12 protein-coding genes are annotated in these 20,499 nt (G+C 41.6%); 11 read left to right on the top strand and 1 reads right to left on the bottom strand.

Annotated features, from left to right (window positions below):
* Nucleotides 1–158: 158 nt before the first annotated feature.
* The 11 genes from F7734_RS28340 to F7734_RS28390 all read left to right on the top strand — a co-directional run bounded on the left by F7734_RS28340 (nucleotide 159) and on the right by F7734_RS28390 (nucleotide 19,475).
* Nucleotides 159–662, top strand: coding sequence for a tetratricopeptide repeat protein (locus F7734_RS28340; protein WP_166482214.1), 504 nt, complete (start codon nucleotides 159–161; stop codon nucleotides 660–662).
* Nucleotide 663: 1 nt separating this feature from the next.
* Nucleotides 664–804 carry an adenosine-specific kinase gene (locus F7734_RS28345; RefSeq protein WP_243147136.1) on the top strand — a complete coding sequence of 47 codons (141 nt, stop codon included), beginning with the start codon at nucleotides 664–666 and terminating at the stop codon, nucleotides 802–804.
* Between the two features lie 408 nt (nucleotides 805–1,212).
* Nucleotides 1,213–3,423, top strand: a complete 2,211-nt coding sequence (locus F7734_RS28350; RefSeq protein WP_155747932.1) for a response regulator — start codon at nucleotides 1,213–1,215, stop codon at nucleotides 3,421–3,423.
* 255 nt (nucleotides 3,424–3,678) lie between these two features.
* Nucleotides 3,679–5,544, top strand: coding sequence for a response regulator (locus F7734_RS28355; RefSeq protein ID WP_155747933.1), 1,866 nt, complete (start codon nucleotides 3,679–3,681; stop codon nucleotides 5,542–5,544).
* A gap of 5 nt (nucleotides 5,545–5,549) precedes the next feature.
* The gene (locus F7734_RS28360) at nucleotides 5,550–10,121 is read left to right on the top strand and encodes a PAS domain S-box protein (protein ID WP_155747934.1); all 4,572 of its coding nucleotides are present in this window, start codon (nucleotides 5,550–5,552) and stop codon (nucleotides 10,119–10,121) included.
* Complete coding sequence (locus tag F7734_RS28365; RefSeq protein WP_207714232.1) at nucleotides 10,118–10,270, top strand: hypothetical protein; 153 nt, start codon at nucleotides 10,118–10,120, stop codon at nucleotides 10,268–10,270. Before F7734_RS28360 ends, F7734_RS28365 begins: the two co-directional genes overlap by 4 nt.
* A gap of 215 nt (nucleotides 10,271–10,485) precedes the next feature.
* The gene (locus F7734_RS28370; RefSeq protein ID WP_155747935.1) at nucleotides 10,486–10,881 is read left to right on the top strand and encodes a response regulator; all 396 of its coding nucleotides are present in this window, start codon (nucleotides 10,486–10,488) and stop codon (nucleotides 10,879–10,881) included.
* Nucleotides 10,882–11,301: 420 nt separating this feature from the next.
* Nucleotides 11,302–11,739 carry a response regulator gene (locus F7734_RS28375; protein WP_155747936.1) on the top strand — a complete coding sequence of 146 codons (438 nt, stop codon included), beginning with the start codon at nucleotides 11,302–11,304 and terminating at the stop codon, nucleotides 11,737–11,739.
* Nucleotides 11,740–12,097: 358 nt separating this feature from the next.
* Nucleotides 12,098–15,148, top strand: a complete 3,051-nt coding sequence (locus F7734_RS28380; protein ID WP_155747937.1) for an ATP-binding protein — start codon at nucleotides 12,098–12,100, stop codon at nucleotides 15,146–15,148.
* 11 nt (nucleotides 15,149–15,159) lie between these two features.
* Nucleotides 15,160–17,034, top strand: a complete 1,875-nt coding sequence (locus tag F7734_RS28385; RefSeq protein WP_155747938.1) for a response regulator — start codon at nucleotides 15,160–15,162, stop codon at nucleotides 17,032–17,034.
* A gap of 113 nt (nucleotides 17,035–17,147) precedes the next feature.
* Nucleotides 17,148–19,475, top strand: a complete 2,328-nt coding sequence (locus F7734_RS28390; protein ID WP_155747939.1) for a response regulator — start codon at nucleotides 17,148–17,150, stop codon at nucleotides 19,473–19,475.
* A 150-nt stretch (nucleotides 19,476–19,625) separates the two neighbouring features.
* Here the strand turns inward: F7734_RS28390 and F7734_RS28395 are convergent, their stop codons facing one another.
* Nucleotides 19,626–20,402: a peptidylprolyl isomerase gene (locus tag F7734_RS28395; RefSeq protein ID WP_155747940.1), complete on the bottom strand. Its 777-nt coding sequence runs from the start codon at nucleotides 20,400–20,402 to the stop codon at nucleotides 19,626–19,628.
* Nucleotides 20,403–20,499 lie beyond the last annotated feature (97 nt).

Raw genomic sequence — 20,499 nt, forward strand, 5'->3', positions numbered from 1 at the left:
GTTAATCTTTGATTAACATAAGTAGTTCGTCAATTCGTCATTGCCCCAAGATTCATCTCATCATTCCTCTGATTACAGAGTGAATGAGAGGCTTCTCTTGGATTAAGCTAATTGATTGTGTTAACGTGTGAATACTGGGTAACACAAAAGAAAAGGCAGTGGGATACTACGACTTTTACAAAAATTGCTGCATCGCAATCGCGATCGCGAGTCTGTCTGTACTTAGCAGTGGACTGACTCCACCTGTTTATGCACAACCTACTCGTATTTCCACTATAAAAAGCAACCCTAAAAGCTCAGTTGAGTTTGTGAATCGAGGACGCGATAGATTTCAACGTAAAGACTATAAGGGCGCAGTAGAGGACTTCGATCGGGCAATAATTCTCAATCCTAACGATGCCAACGCTTATTATCATCGGGGTCTTCTTCTACACGAGCTAGGAGACAATTTGAACGCCGTGTTGAACTTCGATCGCGCATTGCAACTCAATCCTCGCTATGCGGACGCTTACTTGCGCCGTGCTGGTGCTCGTTATAACATTGGAGATCGACCCGGAACAATTCAAGACTTACAGCTAGCAGCTAAGTTCTTTCAATCGCAAGGAAACACAAAGGGCTATCAACAAGCACAAAATCTCATGAAACGGCTTAGCACCTGGTAAATTGACTTGGGATACTCAAGAGCGCCAACAAGGACGAGGGATGATTGGGGTTGTCGATGGGTTTTCTCCAAAGGGTGTGGAAAGCACCGAAGAAGCTACAGATCGTCAGGCATTTTTGCGCCAGATTGGCTATAAGCTTTAGCTTGAAAATAGAGAGTGGGGAGTAGGGGAGCCAGCGTCGTGCGGGGGTTGGGTGCGATCTCTATTTGCTGAACGGCATTGTAGCAAATTTTGATAGTTATTAAAAATTCTTATAATTATTTCAATTTATTAAGATATTTCTTTTCTTTATTAGTTTTTCATTTTCTGTTTATAAATTGAAGCCGTTGATGGTTACGTCAATAGTGAACTTGTTTAGCTTGAAGTTTATTTTAAGAAAACAACAACTCTATAACCACCTGACCTTGCTGTGGGAATTTACAGAGTCTCTATATGCTTCAAAGCATCTCGTTTTTCACAGGAGCGTTGCTTTTACCCTGAGCTTTCTAGAAATATGAGGGCTGTCATCATATCTTTAATAACTCAGTACAACTCAGTATAGACAACAGTTATGAAAATTTTGCTTGTAGAAGATGACGCAGTGGCAGCACAAATGCTCAAAGAACATTTGGAAATGAAGCAATGCTTAGTGGATTATGCTACAGATGGTGAAGCTGCTTGGGAATTAGCAGAAGCATTTGCCTATAACTTAATTTTATTGAATGTGGTGCTACCCAAACTGAATGGCATTACGTTTTGTCAAAAACTACGAGCAAAGGGCGATCGCACTCCAATTGTATTATTAACAGCCCAAGATAGCACGGCTCTTCAAATTGCAGGTTTAGATGCAGGAGCAGATGATTACTTAGTGAAGCCCTATCAATTTGATGAATTATTTGCTCGGATACGGGCAGTGGTTCGGCGGGGAGATTCAACGCCTATGCCTGCCATAGAGTGGGGAAAGCTGTGCTTGGAGCCGAATGGCTGTAATGTTACATATGATGGACAACGATTGCACCTGACACCGAAAGAGTATGCTTTATTACAACTTTTTTTAACGAACAAGCAACGAGTGTTGAGCAAAAACGCCCTTCAAGACCATCTGTGGTCATTTGAAGATGCTCCTTCTACCAATGCTATCAGAGCGCACATTAGGAGTTTACGGCAAAAACTCAAGCAAGTGGGAGCTGTTGATTTGATTGAGACAGTATACGGTATGGGCTATCGTTTGACGAGCAATTTAAAAACACAGCAAGCGCAAGAGAGCCACAAAAAAGCAAACACTAGACTCAATGAAATCAGTTTAGCAGGTTCGTTCTTCAGTTGTTGTGTTCCAGAAGTGACGTGCATAGGCCGTCAGATTGAACAAACATTGAAAACTGTGGAAACACCAAAGCAGGCTGAAGAGAAGCATCTTTCTCAACTAGTTCAAAAGTTGCAGCAAGGATTAAGCCAATCACCAATTCATATCAAACCTAGGAATAATATATACTCTAGCCCAAAGCTTGCGATCGCAAACCAAGAAATACACCTTTTAATTATTGAAGGTGATGGGGAAATTGCCTCAGCTTTAACCTCAGAAGCCAAAATTCGGGGAATACAAGCACACACAGCAACGACTGTAGCTCATGCTCGGAAAATTTTAGCCTGCTTTCAACCAAATATTATTTTGTTAGATCTGAGTTTTTCTAATTCCCTAGAAAATGGGTTTGAATTGTTAGTCGAACTTTCTGCTGTCAAATCACCTGTACCCGTGCTCGTGTTAACAGCGAGTGAGAGTTTTAGTGAGCGCGTTCAAGCAACAAAACTAGGAGCCAGAGGTGTTCTGCAAAAACCCGTGTCAGCCTCAGAAGTGATGGATGCAGTAACGCAATTATTACAACAATCAAACACTCCAAGAGCAAAGCTGCTGATTGTAGACGACGATCCTCAAATTCTGGACTTTCTACAAACATTACTATCACCTTGGGGATTTCAATTAGCCTTGCTAGACGATCCCCGAGAATTTTGGGAGACATTAGAACAGTTTGCTCCCAATTTACTCATTTTAGATTGGGAAATGCCTTATTTTAGCGGCATAGATCTCTGCAAAGTTATACGTGCCGATCTTCGTTGGAATGAACTCCCAATAATGTTTTTGTCGGCACATAATGATGCTCAAACAGTGCAACGAGTTTTCACATCTGGTGCTGATGACTACGTAAGTAAACCAATTGTTGAATCAGAATTGATTGCCCGCATACTCAATCGACTCAAACGAAGCAAGATTTTACACAATTTAGCAGATATAGATACACTCACCAGTCTTAGCAATCGTCGGAAATTCATACAAGATTTTAATTATCTACTACGGTTGGCAAACCGCCAAAAACAATCTTTGTGTTTTATACTTCTAGACTTAGATCACTTTAAATCCATCAATGATTCTTATGGACACGATACAGGAGATAAAGTCCTCAAGCAGTTGGCTCAGTTGCTTAAGTACTACTTTCGTGATGAAGATGTTGTTGCTCGTTGGGGTGGGGAGGAGTTTGTTATTGGTTTGTATGGCATAAATCGACAACAGTGCATTCATCGAATGGCAAAATTCCTAAACACTTTTTGCCAGCATGAGTTTAGCGATACTAAAGAGCGAAAATTTCAGGTTTCTTTTAGTGCAGGTATTGCTGAATATCCTTATGATGGTAATAACTTGGAAGAACTTTATCACGTGGCTGATAGTTTGTTGTATAAGGCAAAGGTATCAGGACGAAATCAAGTGTTATCTTTACAATCTGTTTAGTATTATTAGGACGCCTAATGCTTTATACAACTACATATTAATTTATAAGGAGCAACTCAGTCAGTAGATTAGACATCTCCAAAAATTAGGTAATCTTCTGAAGGGAGTCATTTCTGGAGATACCTATATATTATATTGCCAAAAATTGTAACGATATATGTAAATTGCATAGCACCTAGACCGGGCAGATGATAATGCGAAATGATAACAAAAGTTTCTGCCATTAGCATCTTTTTTAAATCTTGAATGCAGTTCATGAAAATTTTATTAGTAGAAGATGACACAGCATTTAGTACAACACTGGCAAAGTTGCTTAGTGCAAATCATTACAGTGTTGACGTAGCAAACAATGGACTAACAGGGCTAGACTTAGCAATGTCGGCTAAATATGATTTAATTTTACTGGATTGGCTAATTCCAAAATTAGATGGTATTAGCCTGTGCAAGCAACTACGAGCGCAAGGTTACTACAAACCAATTCTGCTGTTGAGTGCAAAGAATCATCATGCAGATATTGTGGCAGGGTTAGATGCTGGAGCAGACGATTACGTTACCAAACCCTACAACTTGGAAGCATTACTAGCAAGAATTCGGTCTTTGTTACGGCGAAGTGGCGCACTCTCGCCATCCCCATTAAGCTGGGGAAATCTTTGTTTAAACCAAATCTCTGGCAAAGTTACTTATAAAGAGCAAAACATCTCACTGACAGCAACAGAATACAAATTGCTGGAATTGTTTTTGCAGAACCCCCAACGCATCTTTAGTCGTAGGATGATTCTCGATCAACTTTGGGGATTTGAGGACGCACCGATTGAAAATGCAGTGACAACTCATATCAAAGACTTACGCAGAAAACTGAAAGCGGGTGGTTTGACAGAAGATATTCTTGAAACAGTTTATGGTATGGGGTATCGGTTAAACCCTGTTCCAGAGATGTGTGTTGCAGATCGTTCCGTAAATTCAGACTATCAGGATACCAAAAAATTACCCAACACCAAAGATACAGCCTCCATTCGTAAAGTCTTAGAAGATTTTCGCAATTCCTTTGGTCTACAAGTTGCGGTGTTGGAGCAAGCAAAAACTGCTCTGTTAGCTGGAAATTTCAGCAAGGAGTTACAGCAGCTGGCATTGCATGAAGCCCACAAAATGGCAGGCTCAATGGGGTCGTTCGGGTATTCAGAGGGTTCTAGATTGGCACGGAGAGTAGAGCATTTATTGATACAGGATAGTACCCTAACAGATGAAGAAGTTTGTCAATTCTCTCAATTGGTAACGGCATTGCAACACGAGTTAACAAAGCCACCCGTGACGATCGCTACCCGAGCAGAGCCTCTATGTCAGATTCATCACGTGCTGGTGATTGATGATGATGCTATGCTGAGGGGGCAGCTGCTTGCAGAAGCAGATTCTTGGGGAATAAGCATGAAAATAGCTCCTGATTTGACAACTGCTCGCTCCTGCCTTTCTTTGGCAACGCCTGAAGCAGTTCTACTGGATTTGAGCTTTCCCGATGCAGAAGAAGATGGATTAACCCTGCTGCGGGAACTGGTAGAACGATGGCCAAATCTACCTGTTATAGTTTTCACTGCGCGAGACTCTCTTACCGATCGATTAACCGTATCGCGTTTGGGTGTGCGGCAATTTCTGCATAAGCCGGCAACAACTCAACAGATTTTTCAAGCGCTGGCTCGTGTGCTACCTCAACCACAAGCTTTAGAAGCTAGGGTTCTCATTGTAGATGATGACCCTACCATGCTGGCTCTCTTATCGGCATTACTCACTCCTTGGGGGCTGGATGTAACAACTTTAGCCGAACCACAGCAATTTTGGGAAGTGCTGATAGCGATCTCTCCAGATTTAGTGGTGTTAGATTTAGAGATGCCAGTAGTGAATGGGTTAGAATTATGCCAAGTCGTGCGGCAGGATGCCCTGTGGGGCGATCTACCTATTTTGGTAGTTACTGCCCATACTGATGCTCAATCCCTTCAGGAAGCTTTTGCGGCGGGAGCCGATGATTTTATCACTAAGCCAGTGCTAGGTCCAGAACTCGTTACACGGGTACTTAGCCGAATTGAGAGAGTACGAGGGTGCTTGCAAGCAGGCGAAATCAAAAAGAGGTAAAAATTATGGGATGTTATCCGCAATTATTACCCTACGCTGTTGCCATTGGTTCAACAGCGATCGCCCTGTTGCTGAAACTTTGGTTAGAACCACTTTTGACTCAAAGTTTAGGTGCGTTTTTTTACATTACAGTCTTAATCAGTAGCTGGTATGGTGGCTTTCGAGCGGGGATCGTTGCAGTCGTCCTTTCAACACTAGCAATCAATTATTTCTTTTTTCAACCCCGGTATCAAACTTGGCTCTTTCAACCCAAAAATGTCTTCCAGTTAGGTATTTTTCTGCTGATTGCTTTCACGATCGCCCTGCTCACAAGTAATTTTGTCAACAGCAAACAGAAGGTTGAACAACTCAGTCAACAGCTGGCTCGGGAAAATGCTACGCAACTGCACATGGCTCTGTCAGCAGCGTACATGGGGATATGGGATTGGGACATTGTAACAGGTCTCATCAAGTTGTCACCAGAACTCGAACAGTTATTAGGCTTGGCTGTCGGTACCTTTGATGGTCAATACGAAACCTTTAATGGCTGCGTGCATCCTGACGATCGCCAAGCACTCAACCAAGTAGTACAAAAGGCGCTACAAACTCACAGCCCCTACCAGCATGAATTTCGCGTTATTTGGGCAGATGGTAGTACTCACTGGATTGAAGGAAGGGGGGAGCCATTCTATAATTCAACTAGTCAGCCTGTTCGCATTATGGGAACAGCTATGGCAATTGACAAGCGTAAGCAAGCTGAAAATGCATTGCGGCAAAGCGAACAGCGATATCGTGCATTAGTCAATGCTTCGTCTCAGATTGTCTGGCGCACCGATCCCGATGGCAACACAATAGCGGCTCCAGAAGGTTGGGAAGAACTGACCGGACAATCTGTAGCCCAATGCTTGGGATGGGGTTGGCTTAATGTTGTTCACCCAGAAGATCGGGAAAGCAGTGCTCAATGCTGGCGAGAAGCTTACAGAAATCGCACCTTATATGTAACGGAGTATCGTCTTCGGATGAAAAATGGCGATTATCGTGATTTTGCGGTTCGAGGTGTACCAATTCTGGATGTTGATGGCAAAATTAGCGAGTGGATCGGTACCTGTATAGATATTACAGAGCGCAAACAAGCAGAAATTGCCTTACAGAAAAGTCAAATTCAGCTTCAGCAACAGTTAGCTGAAATTGAGACTATCTACCAGTCAGCCCCAATAGGGTTGAACGTCTTGGACACCGATCTCCGCTTTGTCCGCATTAACGAGCGCCTAGCAGAAATCAATGGGTTTTCCGTTAAAGCGCATATCGGTCGTACAGTGCGTGAGTTATTACCCGAACTGGCTGACACCTCCGAACAACTGTTGCGCTCCATTTTGGTAACAGGCAAACCGCTTCTAAACGTGGAAATTAGTGGAGAAACCCCGGCTCAACCGGGCGTGCAACGAACCTGGCTGGAAAGCTTTCTACCGTTAAAGGATGGATCGCGCATCATTGGTATCAGTACTGTTTGCGAGGAAATTACCGAACGCAAACGAGCAGAACAAAGTTTGCAGGAGCGGGAAGCAACTTTACGCTTATTTATCCAGTATGCACCTGCTGGTATTGCTATGTTCGATCGGGATATGCGCTATTTGATGGCAAGTCAAAGATGGGTGGACGATTATAATCTTGATTCGGTTGAATCGCTCAGAGGGCGATCGCACTACGAACTTTTTCCGGAAATCTCAGAGCAATGGCGACAAATTCATCAACGGTGTTTAGCTGGAGCAAGAGAAAAATGTGATGAAGATTTGTTTGTGCGTTTGGATGGGAGCCAGCAGTGGGTACGTTGGGAAGTTCACCCCTGGCATACTACTACAGGTGAGATTGGTGGCATCATTATTTTTGCTGAGGATATTACACAACGCAAACAGGCGCAAATAGCCCTGCAACAATTGAATGCCGAACTTGAGCAACGGGTAGCCGAGCGTACAGCACAACTGAGTCAAGCAAATGAGCGCCTGCTAGAAAGGGTTATAGAGCAACAGCAAATCCAACTCATTCTTTTAGAACAGACGCAATTACTGGATTTAGCACATGACACCATCATGACCTGCGACTTAAACGGTGCGATCGCTTTCTGGAACGAGGGAGCAGAGTCTATGTACGGATGGACGAAAGCCGAGGCTTTGGGGCAAATCTCGTATACTCTCCTGAAAACTCAATTTCCTCGGCCATTAACAGAGATTGAAGCCGAACTTGTTGAAAAAGGCTATTGGGAAGGAGAACTTGTCCATTTTAGCCGAGACGCTCAACCTATCAATGTAGCCAGCCGTTGGGTTTTACAAAAAGACAATGCTGGTAAACCAATTAAAATCCTACAAATCAACAATGACATTACTGAGCGTAAACAAGCACAATTAGCCTTAAGGGAGAGTGAAGAACGTCGCCGACTGGCTCTCGATTTGACTCATATTGGCTGTTGGGATTTACACTTGCCAAGCAGAAATTTAACCTGGAACGACAATCACTTTACTTTATTGGGTTTAGCTCCCTACGCAATAGAGCCAAGCTATGATATCTGGTGCAATCAAATTCATCCTGAAGATATTAGTTGGGTTGAACAACGGTTTTTGGAATCTATCAAAAACCGTACCGATTACACAGCTGAGTATCGAGTTGTTCACCCGGATGGTTCAGTGCATTGGTTAATGGCACGGGGACGGGCAATTTACGATGAATCGGGGCAACCCGTGCGATCGCTAGGTGTAGTGTTAGATATCACGGAACACAAACACACCGAAGCCGTTCTCCGTCAATACGAACGCATCGTATCCACTGCCAAAGATGGCATTGCACTGCTCGATCAAAATCATATTTATAAAATCGTTAACCAAGCATACTTGGACTGGTATAATAAATCTAAGACTGAAGTTGTAGGACATTCCGTAAGGGATGTTTTGGGTAAAAATTTATTTGATGATTTTATTAAATCTCAGTTAGATAAATGTTTAACAGGAGAGACAATTCAGTATGAAAGATGGTTTGACTCCTCCAATTTAATCCGGCAGTTTATTAGCTTTACTTATACGCCTTACTATGAAACAGATGGAAGCATTTCAGGCGTTATCATTAACCAGCGCGACCTAACTCGACTTAAACAAGCAGAACAAATGCTGGAACTTCAGGCTGTCATCACCCGAAACATGGCGGAAGGCATTTGCTTAGTGAGAGCTGATAATGCATTCATTGTCTATGCCAATCCTAAATTTGAGCAGATGTTTGGCTATGACTCTGGCGAACTCAACGGTCAGCACGTATCAATTGTCAATTATGAAAGTGAACACATGACCGCCCAAGAGGTTAACCAAGCAATTCGTACTGCCGTTCTGCAAAATGGGGAAGCTACCTATGAAGTTCACAATGTTAAAAAAGACGGTACTCCATTTTGGTGTCGTGCGACTTGTTCTGTATTCAAGCATCCCGAGTATGGCGATGTTTTGGTTGCGGTTCACCAAGATATCACCGATCGCAAACGCATGGAAGAAGCTTTACGCGAGAGTGAAGAAAAGTTTCGCCAACTTGCGGAAAACATCCAGACAGTATTTTGGATGACAGATATTCATTATAAGCAATTTTTATATGTAAGCCCTGCCTACGAAACCATCTGGGGCATGAGTTGTGAAAGCCTTTACCAAAACTTTTCTTTTTGGTTAGATGCAATTCATCCAGACGATCGCCAGTCGGTCGAAATTGTATTTATGGAACAAAGAACAGAACAATACGATGTCAAGTATCGCATCATTCGCCCCGACGGTTCAATCCGTTGGGTTCGCGATCGTGCATTCCCTATAAAAAATAAATTAGGGGATATGGTTCGGATTGCGGGTATTGCAGAAGACATTACGGAGCAGGAGAAAATTGAGCAAATGAAAAGTGAGTTTATCGGCATTGTCAGTCACGAACTCCGTACTCCTTTAACTGCAATTCGAGCAGCATTGGGTTTATTGAAAACTGGTATTTACGACAAAAAACCAGACAAGTTCAAGCGCATGATTGAGATTGCATCTATCGACAGCGAGCGTCTGGTGCGGCTAGTCAATGATATTCTAGATTTGGAACGCTTAGATTCGGGTCGAGCTGTTCTGGAGAAAACAACCTGTGATGCGGCTGATTTAATTCACATTGCAGTAGAAGGGGTGCAAGCGATCGCACAGAAGCAACATATTAGCTTTGATATCCATTCCACCGATGCTAAAGTTTGGGCATCAGCTGATGCTATTATTCAAACACTCACCAATCTGTTAAGTAATGCCCTGAAATTTTCACCTCCCAATTCCACTATTACCTTGAGTGTTCAACAGCAAACAAATAGCGTATTATTCCAAATAACGGATCGAGGACGGGGTATTCCACCAGAGAAGTTAGAAGCTATTTTTGGACGATTTCAGCAAGTCGATGCTTCTGATGCTCGTGATAAAGGCGGAACAGGCTTGGGACTGGCAATCTGCCGTAGTATTATCGAACAGCACGGTGGAGAAATCTGGGTTGAAAGTACTATTGGTATAGGAAGTACATTTTTCTTCACTCTGCCATTGCCACCGAAGGAGAAAAAATGACGACTAAACAAGTATTAATTGTAGATGACGAAGAACGAATTCGGGAACTTGTACAAGTTTGTTTGTCAGAGTTGGGAGGATGGTCTGCGCTAACAGCTGCATCAGGACCCATTCGGGACAGGTTAAGGCAAAATCAGTTTTGTCAATAGTAATTACGCTATAAATCAGCCGCTTGATGGAGTATTAAATTAAGCCTTGTACTGAGTTTTGAGGGGAAGAATGAATGATGCTTTTAAAATTAACGCGTTCGCGCAGCGGCGGCTTCCGCATCGCAGGCTTAAAAATTATGTTTTTTCCCCAATTTTTGGTAAATTTTTGAGCACTATTGCTTATTGACAAATTGTTCATAACCTTAGGAGATAAGATGACAAAACAAGTGTTAATTGTAGATGACGAAGAACGAATTCGGGAACTTGTACAAGTTTGTTTGTCAGAGTTGGGAGGATGGTCTACGCTAACAGCGGCATCAGGACCCGAAGCATTAAAAATTGCCCAGACACAACCCATTGATGCTATTTTACTTGACGTGTCTATGCCTGAGATGGACGGCTATGCAGTTTACGAACAACTTCAGGCAAATCCAGCAACCCAATCAATACCAGTCATTTTGCTAACAGCGAAAGTTCAAAGGAGCGATCGGGTTCGGTTTGCCCAGATAGGAGTCCAAGGAACGATTGTTAAACCCTTTGAACCTACTACCATTTCCGAGGAAGTTGCTGAGATTCTTGGTTGGAATGATGAAGTAGGTATAGGTAAGTAAACTGAAAATTACTTAATACTTCCCATGGGTATAGATTGCCCTTTCTCCTTGAGTTGTTTCTTTTTTTCCGAAAAATCTAATTTCTCTGATGCAACTGGAAAATTGTATTTTTTGGCTTTAAGTTGTTCATTTGAATACTCAACGTATAGCCGTGCAAAGTATAATTCATAAATTTTGTAACAAAATCCAGTTCTTTATTAGTTTTTCATTTTTTAAATTTATCTTTCAACTATAGAGTTGAACGGGGCAGTCACGGTCAGCACCCTACACGCTTCGTGACAGGGCTTCATGCCGAGCGCATTTTAGTTAGTTGACCTGCTTATGTTCTTAACTGAACTACGTTGTGATGAATGTTTAATATATTAAAGGATTGGTCGAATTTGTTCTATTTTCCTTGTTTGCGCTGTGGAGTCTAGTGAAATGAATCTTGTGAAGGAGGTAGATATAGGCACCAAAACAATATTGCTGATTGATGAAGAAATCAACGTGCGAGAGGTTGTGGAACTCAGCCTCAAAGATTTAGCGCATTGGGATGTAGTCACTGCCGATTCTCCGTTAAAAGGATTGCAAAAAGCAGCACTTATTCAGCCTGATGCGATCGTACTGGATTGGTCAATAGGCGGCATGGATAGTTTTATGTTTTTGACAATATTAAGAAATAATTTAGAAACTCAAGCTATTCCTGTAGTGCTGCTGAGTGCTAAGGCTCGATGGCTTGATTCACAAATTCTTCGACAGTATCAAATCGTGGGTGTAATTCTCAAACCCTTCGATCCAGTTGCCCTCCCCGGACAGGTTGCTAAACTACTTGGTTGGAATTTGACTCTACCGCTCCCTAAGTTTGATAACAGCCTCTAACGGAGGAAGACTTCTTGTCATCTTCTTCAGGAAATTTCATATTTATTAATCTAATTTAAATAATTTAAAATTTATTAACTTCTTTTTTTCTTTATTAGTTTTTCATTTTTTGTTTATAAATTGAAGCTGTTGGTATTTATATACCTATTCTCTTTATGAAAGCAAGACATCGAGATTTCCCTAAGTTCCCTATCAATTGGGGTAATTTGAGAATTTCCTTTCTTTTCAAGGGGCGTCACTTTATTGGGGAGACGCCACCGTAAGTAGGTTCTCTAACCTTCAGCAAATACGGTTTCTTAGAAGAGGGATTAAGCGAATAGCGTAAGTAGGTGGGTGTAAGTCATTATCAAGTTTGAAAATGCAAGCATTAAACACAACGAATTTTACAGAATCTGTTACTCCAGAACCCTGCAATCTCAGCAACTGCGATCGCGAACCGATCCACATTCCCGGTCTAATTCAACCACATGGGTTATTGCTGACATTGTGCGAGCCGCAACTGGAGATTTTGCAAGTTAGTGAAAATGTCGAGCAAGTCTTGGGTATAGCTGCTCAAGAGCTGCTCGGACAACCACTTACTCGGCTATGCTCGAAAACGAAAGTTAAGGAAATTTCTCAATGTCTCAAACAAGACAACTGGGAAGTATTTAGCCCGTTGGAATTGAGATTTCGCAGTGTCCCGACATCATCCGCTAACCAAAAAGCGGAATTTCAAAGTTTCCGAAGTCTTTTGCACCGCACCGACGGGGTGTTAGTCATGGAGCTAGAACCTGGTGAAGTCACCAGAAGCCAGCAGGTTCTCAAGTTTTACCACCTTTTGAGAGAAGGCATTGCTAAAATTCGACAAACTAAAACCTTCAAAGATTTGGTCGAAACTTTGGTCAAACAAGTCAGACAAATAACCGGGTTCGATCGCGTTATGATCTACCAATTTGCGGTTGACAACAGTGGGGTTGTGGTTGCGGAAGATAAAGCCGAACACTTGGAGAGTTATTTAAACTTGCATTATCCCGCTTCCGATATTCCCCAGCAAGCCCGTCAACTCTATTATGAAAATTGGCTGCGATTGATTCCCAATGTCAACTATCAACCAGTCCAACTCATTCCTACAAATAGTCCCATAAATGGAATGCCACTCAATCTCAGTCGTGCCAATTTACGGAGTGTATCACCTCTCCATGTGGAATATTTGCAAAATATGAGTGTTGCGGCTTCCATGTCGATTTCCTTGATTAACGAGAAAAGACTTTGGGGATTGATTGCTTGCCATCATAGCACTCCCAAGTATGTTGATTATGAAACGCGCAAAGCCTGTGAATTTTTAGGTCAGTTTGCCTCAGTTGAGTTAGTTTATCAACAAGAACAGGAGATGAATCGCTATCGCCTACAGGTTAAATCAATTCAGGAACAATTGCGACAGACTTTTGCCAACGACGCCAGCTTTATAGAATTAGTGCTGCGGCACAACGAAGTTGAGTTATTGAGTTTGGTTCATGCACGGGGAGCCGCCCTCATTTTAGATAAAGAAGTTTCGCTACTTGGTCAAACACCTTCCTACTCTGAAGTTCAGGCATTCATGACTTGGCTGTTACAGCAAGAAACAAGAGCGATGTTTGTTACTGATTCTATCTCTCAACTTTACCCCCAAGCACAGCAATTCACATCAGTTGCAAGTGGGATTTTAGCAATTTCTATTGTTCTACCTCAAAAGTCGTATCACATTGTTTGGTTTAGACCGGAGCAAATTCAGACGGTTCACTGGGCGGGCGACCCTAATAAACCCATGTCTACTTCCACCAGCAATGGGGAAATACGCCTAACACCGCGTAAATCATTTGAACTTTGGAAAGAAACGGTTCAAGCAAAATCGCTACCTTGGCAACCAGCCGAGATTGAAGCAGCCTGGGAAATGCGAAACACCTTCATGCTAGCAGTACTGGAGTTTTCACAGGCAGCTCTGGAACAAGCTGCAGAAAGAGCTGCGATTGCTAATCGCGCCAAAAGCCAGTTCCTTGCTAAAATGAGCCATGAATTGCGGACTCCGCTTAACGCCATCTTGGGATTTACCCAATTAATGACACGTGCTCATAATACTCCAGATGAATTTCGTGAAAATTTAAGCATCATTAACCGCAGTGGAAAACACTTGCTCGCACTTATTAATGACGTTTTAGAGATGTCCAGGATTGAAGCAGGGCAATTGCGACTCACCGAAAACTCCTTCGATTTGCATTGCCTGCTGAATTGTGTCATGGATATGTTTGCCCTGAAAGTATCTGAGAAAGGATTAAATCTTAGAAGTAACTGGGATGCTACTGTCCCCCGTTATGTGTACGGTGATGAAGCAAAACTGCGCCAAATCTCCATCAATTTGCTAAGCAATGCTATTAAATTTACAACAAGAGGAAGTATCACGCTTAGGTGTAAAGCTGTTTTGCCAAGCAATGTCACCATTAACCAAACGAGTTCAACCAATCTTAAACAAACAATTATCCTGTATCTTGAAGTTAAAGATACGGGCTGTGGCATTGCTCCGTCAGATTTGGAATCCATTTTTGAAGCCTTTATGCAAACAGAACGGGGTCGCCATGTTCAAGGTACAGGTTTGGGTTTATCCATCAGCCGTCAATTTGCCCGATTGATGGGTGGTGATATTACAGTCCACAGTACTTTGAACCAAGGATCTACTTTCATCTGCCAGATACCGTTGCGTTTAGCAGACTCAGTAGATTTGGGAGAGCCTCAAGTAACTCGCCATGTCATTGGTCTGGAACCAGGACAACCGACTTACCGTATTCTTGTGGTAGAAGACGTTCTTGAAAATCGTCAACTGCTAGTTACGTTACTGGAGTCAGTTGGGTTTGAAGTTTGTGCAGTGGAAAATGGCGCAGAAGCTTGCACCCAGTGGATGGAATGGCAACCTCACTTGATTTGGATGGATATTCAAATGCCTGTCATGGATGGTTACACAGCCACTCAAAAAATCCGAACAACTCAGGGGGGCGAAAATGTAATCATTATTGCTTTAACTGCTTCTGCTTTTGAAGAAGACCGCATTGCTAGTCTTCAAGCGGGTTGTAACGACTACCTTGCCAAACCTTTTGTGCTAACAGCGGTGTTCGATAAGATAGCACGCTACTTGGGAGTACGCTACCTCTATACTGAAGAGATCGCACCAGATATTAACACAGCCACTTCGCTCCAACAACCCCTGACGCCCCAAGACTTGCAAGTCATGCCACCAGAGTGGATTGCTCAAGTACATGAAGCAGCACTCGATCTCAATGATACCAAGGTCTACGAACTGATTGCTCAAATTCCCATCCAAGAACAACCCCTAGCAAATGCCCTAAAATATTTGGTTGATAATTTTCAGCTAGAAGTGCTCGCTACCCTGACTCAAGCCTAATTGAAACTCCTATGGCTACGCTATTTAAACCTGCATCTCAAACCAAGATTTTGCTCATAGATGACACTCCTGATAATCTACGCTTGTTAGCCAATATGCTAGAGTTGCGGGGTTATGTCGTTCGTAAATCGCTCAATGGCAGAATGGCACTACAAGCTGTCCAGAGAGATCAACCCGATCTAATTCTGCTCGACATCAATATGCCAGACATGAATGGCTATGAAGTTTGTCAGCAATTGAAAACTTTAGAAAAAACACGTCAAATTCCGATTATTTTTATTAGTGCGGTCGATCAAATCAAAGATAAAATACGAGCTTTTGAGTTAGGGGGACAAGATTACATTACTAAACCATTTGAAGAACTAGAAGTCCTGGCAAGAATTAAAAATCAATTACTCCTTCAACAACAGCAGCAACTCCTCATTCAGCAAAATCAAAGATTAGAACAGGAAATTGAAGAACGTCAGCGTGCCGAAGCCCTAATCAAGCGACTGAATGTTAATTTAGAGCAACAAATACAACTTCGCACCCTGGAATTACAGCAATCCTTAAACTTTGAAGCAACACTCAAACGGATTTCTGATAAAGTTCGAGATTCTCTCGATCGAAACCAAATCTTGCAAAGTGCTGTAAAAGAACTGGCAATAGCCTTGGGAGCGAAATGCTGTGATGCAGCGTTTTATACTCCTAAGCATCAATCCTCTATCATTCGTTACCAGTATGTTGCGCCAGGAGAACCTGTTAGTCAAGGACAACTACTCTATATGGCAGACGCACCGGAAATTTACCATCAGTTGCAACAGCAGAAATGTTATTTAGGCTTCTGCCAAATTCAGCCGATACCAACTCGCAGCCACTCTGCAATTTTAGCGTGTCCCATTTTTGACGATCGGGTGGAAGAAACAGGCATTTTGGGCGATTTGTGGTTATTTAAAGAAACTAATTCCTGTTTCAGTGAGATGGAAATTCATTTAGTGCAACAAGTCGCCAACCAATGTGCAGTTGCCTTGCGCCAAGCTTATCTCTATGAAGCCTCTCAAGCCCAGGTCAAAGAACTTCAACGGCTCAATCAACTGAAAGACAATTTTCTCAACACCATCACCCATGAATTACGCTCTCCCCTTGCTAATATGACAATGATAATACAGTTATTGACAAATTTAAATGAGCAAAGACATGACCAGATTCCAGAAATTTCTTCAACACCTGTTGGGAGGAATCCAACTGTTAAATATCTTGCACTCTTACAAAAAGAGTGTGAGTGCGAATTGAAGTTGATTGATGACATATTAAATTTGCAACACTTAGAAGCAGGAACATACCCCGAACAACTGACACAAATTAACCTTCAGAATTTGATTGAGCACATTATTGAACCATTTGAAACTCAATTTCAAAACCAGCAACAAAACTTTGAGTCTACTCTTGCACTAGACTTAACGATCGTCGAAATTGATTCGGTCAGCTTTAGCCATATTATCAAAGAATTGCTTACCAATGCTGGTAAATATACTCCTCCCGGCGAGAAGATTTCAATAGCGATCGCTGTTCAAAAAGATGAAACAACTGCAGAAAAAGTTTCCAATCTCCTAGAGTACCGCCAGTTATCCCTCCTGCAATTGGTTATTACAAATACAGGAGTAGAGATTGTTCCTGAAGAAATTAAGCGAATCTTTGACAAGTTCTATCGCCTTCCCTGTTTCGATCGCTCGAAACAGGGCGGTACTGGCTTAGGGCTAACATTAGTTAAAAAACTAGTTGAGCAAATGAACGGAACAATCCGGGTTGAGAGTGCTAACAACCAGACTTGTTTTATTGTAGAGATTCCAGTTGCTCCAACTAGCCCTGCTCGGGAAACAGAATTAACAAACAAGCGAAACACCTGACATTCCTATAAACAGACGCTCCAAGCAGTATTGAGTAGGAGGCATAGATATTTCACAATTCAAAAATCTTTCCATAACACATGAACAACAAAAATTTAAAGGAATTAGCAATTATGAAGATTCTTATTGTAGAAGACAACGAATGGATAATCAAAGCACTTACGGCACTTCTTCAAAATCAAAATTATGCGGTTGAACTAGCCACAGATGGTCAAGCTGCTTGGAGCTTAATTCAAGCTTTTCACTACGACTTGATATTGCTTGATATCAAGTTGCCTAAACTGGATGGTATTAGCCTTTGCCGACAGTTACGAACACACGGTTTTAAAGTACCTATCCTTTTGCTAACAGGTCAAAATAGCAGTAAAGATAAAGCTATGGGGTTAGACGCAGGGGCAGATGATTATGTTGTGAAGCCCTTTGACTCTAAGGAATTAGTTGCTCGCATTCGTGCTTTATTGCGTCGAAGTAGTTCCATACTATCACCAGTATTAAAATGGAGAGAGTTGCACCTCGATCCTAGCAAACTTGAAGTAGAGTATAAATCACGGCCTATACAATTAACCCCTAAAGAGTATGCTCTGCTAGAGTTGTTCCTGCGGTATCCTTCCCAAGTGTTTAGTTGTGAGAAAATTATTGAGCACGTTTGGTCATATGAAAACGTACCTACAGAAGACGCAGTAAGAACTCAAATCAAGGGTTTGCGGCAGAAATTAAAATCAGTGGGTGCAGCCTCTGATTTTATCGAAACTGTTTATGGTATGGGTTATCGTTTGAAAGTATCACAAGCAAAACCTTCGGATAGCACCTCCGATCGGAGAGACAAAAATTGTCAGCAGCAAACACGATCAACATTGCCTGAGATGGGGAATACATTTCAAGAAAGAGTTAACTATCAGATGTGTGTGCTTGAACAAGCAGCCAAAGCTTATTTAGAAGGCACTCTTACTCAGGAACAACGCACAATAGCACAGCAGGAAGCTCATACACTAGCAGCTTCATTGTGTCATTATGGTTTAAATAAAAGCTCACAGCTGGTTCGTACAATTGAACATTATCTGCAAGCTGGGTTGCCTTATGGAGTGCAAAAAGCGAAACACTTGCATACATTGGTGCTTGCTTTACGCAAAGAAATTGAGTGTTCGCCCCAAAAATTGGGTTTAAAAGTTATAAGTCATAAAAATGAGCGTCCCAAGTTATTAATAGTTGACAGCGATCGCAAACTAGTTGGAGAGTTACTGCTTGAGGCTGAAGCTCGGGGAATTGTTGCAGAAATAGCAACAAACCTGTCTGAGGCTAGGGATAAAATTTACTCTGTCCGTCCGGATGTGGTATTACTCGATCCCGTTACCGGGAACAAAATTCAAGAGAGCTTGGCGCTGTTAGCAGAACTTTTGCTCCAAAAGCCACCAATACCTGTTTTAGTCTTTACAGAAGATAACAATTTAAGAACCCGTTTAGAAGTAGCTCGATTGGGCGGACGCGGGTTTTTACAAAAACCATTAGCTATAGATGAAGTGGTACAGGCAGTCATGCAAGTACTGCAACCAACTGGCATGGAGATAGAAGCAGCGATCGTGGTTGCAGACAATAACCCTCAAGTAACAACCACTTTACAAGCTCTATTAGAGCCTTGGGGGCTGAAAGTCACTATTGTTGACAATCCTCAAAAGTTTTGGGAAACCCTCGAAGGTGCTGTACCAGATTTACTAATAATGAACCTTGATATGCCCAATTTAAATGGAATTGAACTGTGTCAGGCAGTACGAAACGATAAACGTTGGAGTGGATTGCCGATTTTATTGCTCACCGAGCACGTGGATGCCAATACTATCCATCAAGTTTTTGCTATTGGTGTAGAGGACTTTGTCAGCTTGCCTATTGTTGAACCAGAACTCTTGGCTCGCATTCTCTGCTGCTTAGAGCGTATAAAGTTACAGAAAAAGTTAGTAGAAATGGACTTGTTAACTGGAGTGTGTAGTTACTATCGAGCAACTCAAGACCTAAATAAGTTATTGCGGTTGAGCTTGCGCCACAATCAACCCTTGTGCTTGGCTATCTTGAATGTAGACAACTTTAAGCAAATTAACCAAAAGTTTGGTTATGCAGCAGGCAATACTGTTTTGCGCCAACTTGGACAACTGTTAAAGCAATCCTTTCGCGGAGAAGATGTTGTCTCTCGTTGGGATAGAGAAGAATTTGTCATAGGTATGTATGGTATGAGTCGAAGTCATGGGTACCCAAGACTCGTTCAAGTGCTAGAAATTCTACACAACCAAGAGTTCACTACCGCTGATAACAAAAAATTTCGCGTGACAGTTAGCGTTGGCGTAGCGCAATATCCTGAAGATGGAGCTGATGTACAGTCATTGTATCAATCTGGGAGCGTGGCGCTCGAACAAACCAAGGCTACTATTAGAACTTATATCAAGGATGATTGAACGCCTATAAGTAGTTGGACGAAATTAATTACACAAAATTCGATCCGAATCCTTGTGCTGTCCGAAATTTAATGTGTAATTATTTCTGTCCAATTCCCTAAATAGTATTCTTTGGCTGGAGCCATGTATTTATCTCGTAATTTTGATAAATCACTCAGAATTTTCTGAAGAATTGTGTTGCAGCATATTGTTTAGCTTACTTTCCAACCACTGAGTCATAATCTGATTTAATATATGTTGACGTATTGTAGTTGTCAATTCAGAGCGAATAAATTCCTCAATCATCAATAAATGGCTTCCTTGATGCGTCTTAACTGGACCAATTAATTCTCCAAGATTAGCATTGAAAACAAGATTTGCAAGTTCTGGTATTAAGTTATAGCGATAAATTTTACCTTCATAACCACAGCAATTACGACGTTTCTCATCAATATCATATAAATGAGCCGCTTCATACAAACTTATTTCTTGCTCTGAGATTTGATAAAAGAGTTCGTGCGCTAGCTGTTCGTAAGGAACAATGAGTTGATAAAGTAATATTTGATCGAAATCAGCTTGATGTTGACTAAAAAAAAATTCTATTTCTTGGGAAAATAAAATTTCAGCTAATTTCTGCTCTATCAGATCTTCTTGAATCGCTGATTCCCAATCTTTGACTGTTAGCATATTTTCGGCTAGCCAATCTACTACATTAGTGCTGCTCTCCAAATGTTTCTCTCTTAAAAGACGATTTAACTCTACCTGAATTTCTACAGGAGTTACTATTATACCTTGTTCTCGACTGGTTTGTTGAATAATTTTATGATATATAATGTTTTGGCAAGCTTCTTTCAAATTAAAATTTTTACGCAAATAAGCTACTATTTCTCTTTGCTCTATAGACAAACCAAAAAAATTTATTACAGAGGAATCATTAGAATATGACATAAAAATTTTTCCATCTAAATAAAATTTGGATCTAAATACAGTGATAAAAAACTTGCAACGTAGTTATTAGATGAGAACAAGTCACGTTATCTTAGTT

The organism is Scytonema sp. UIC 10036 (assembly GCF_009725235.1).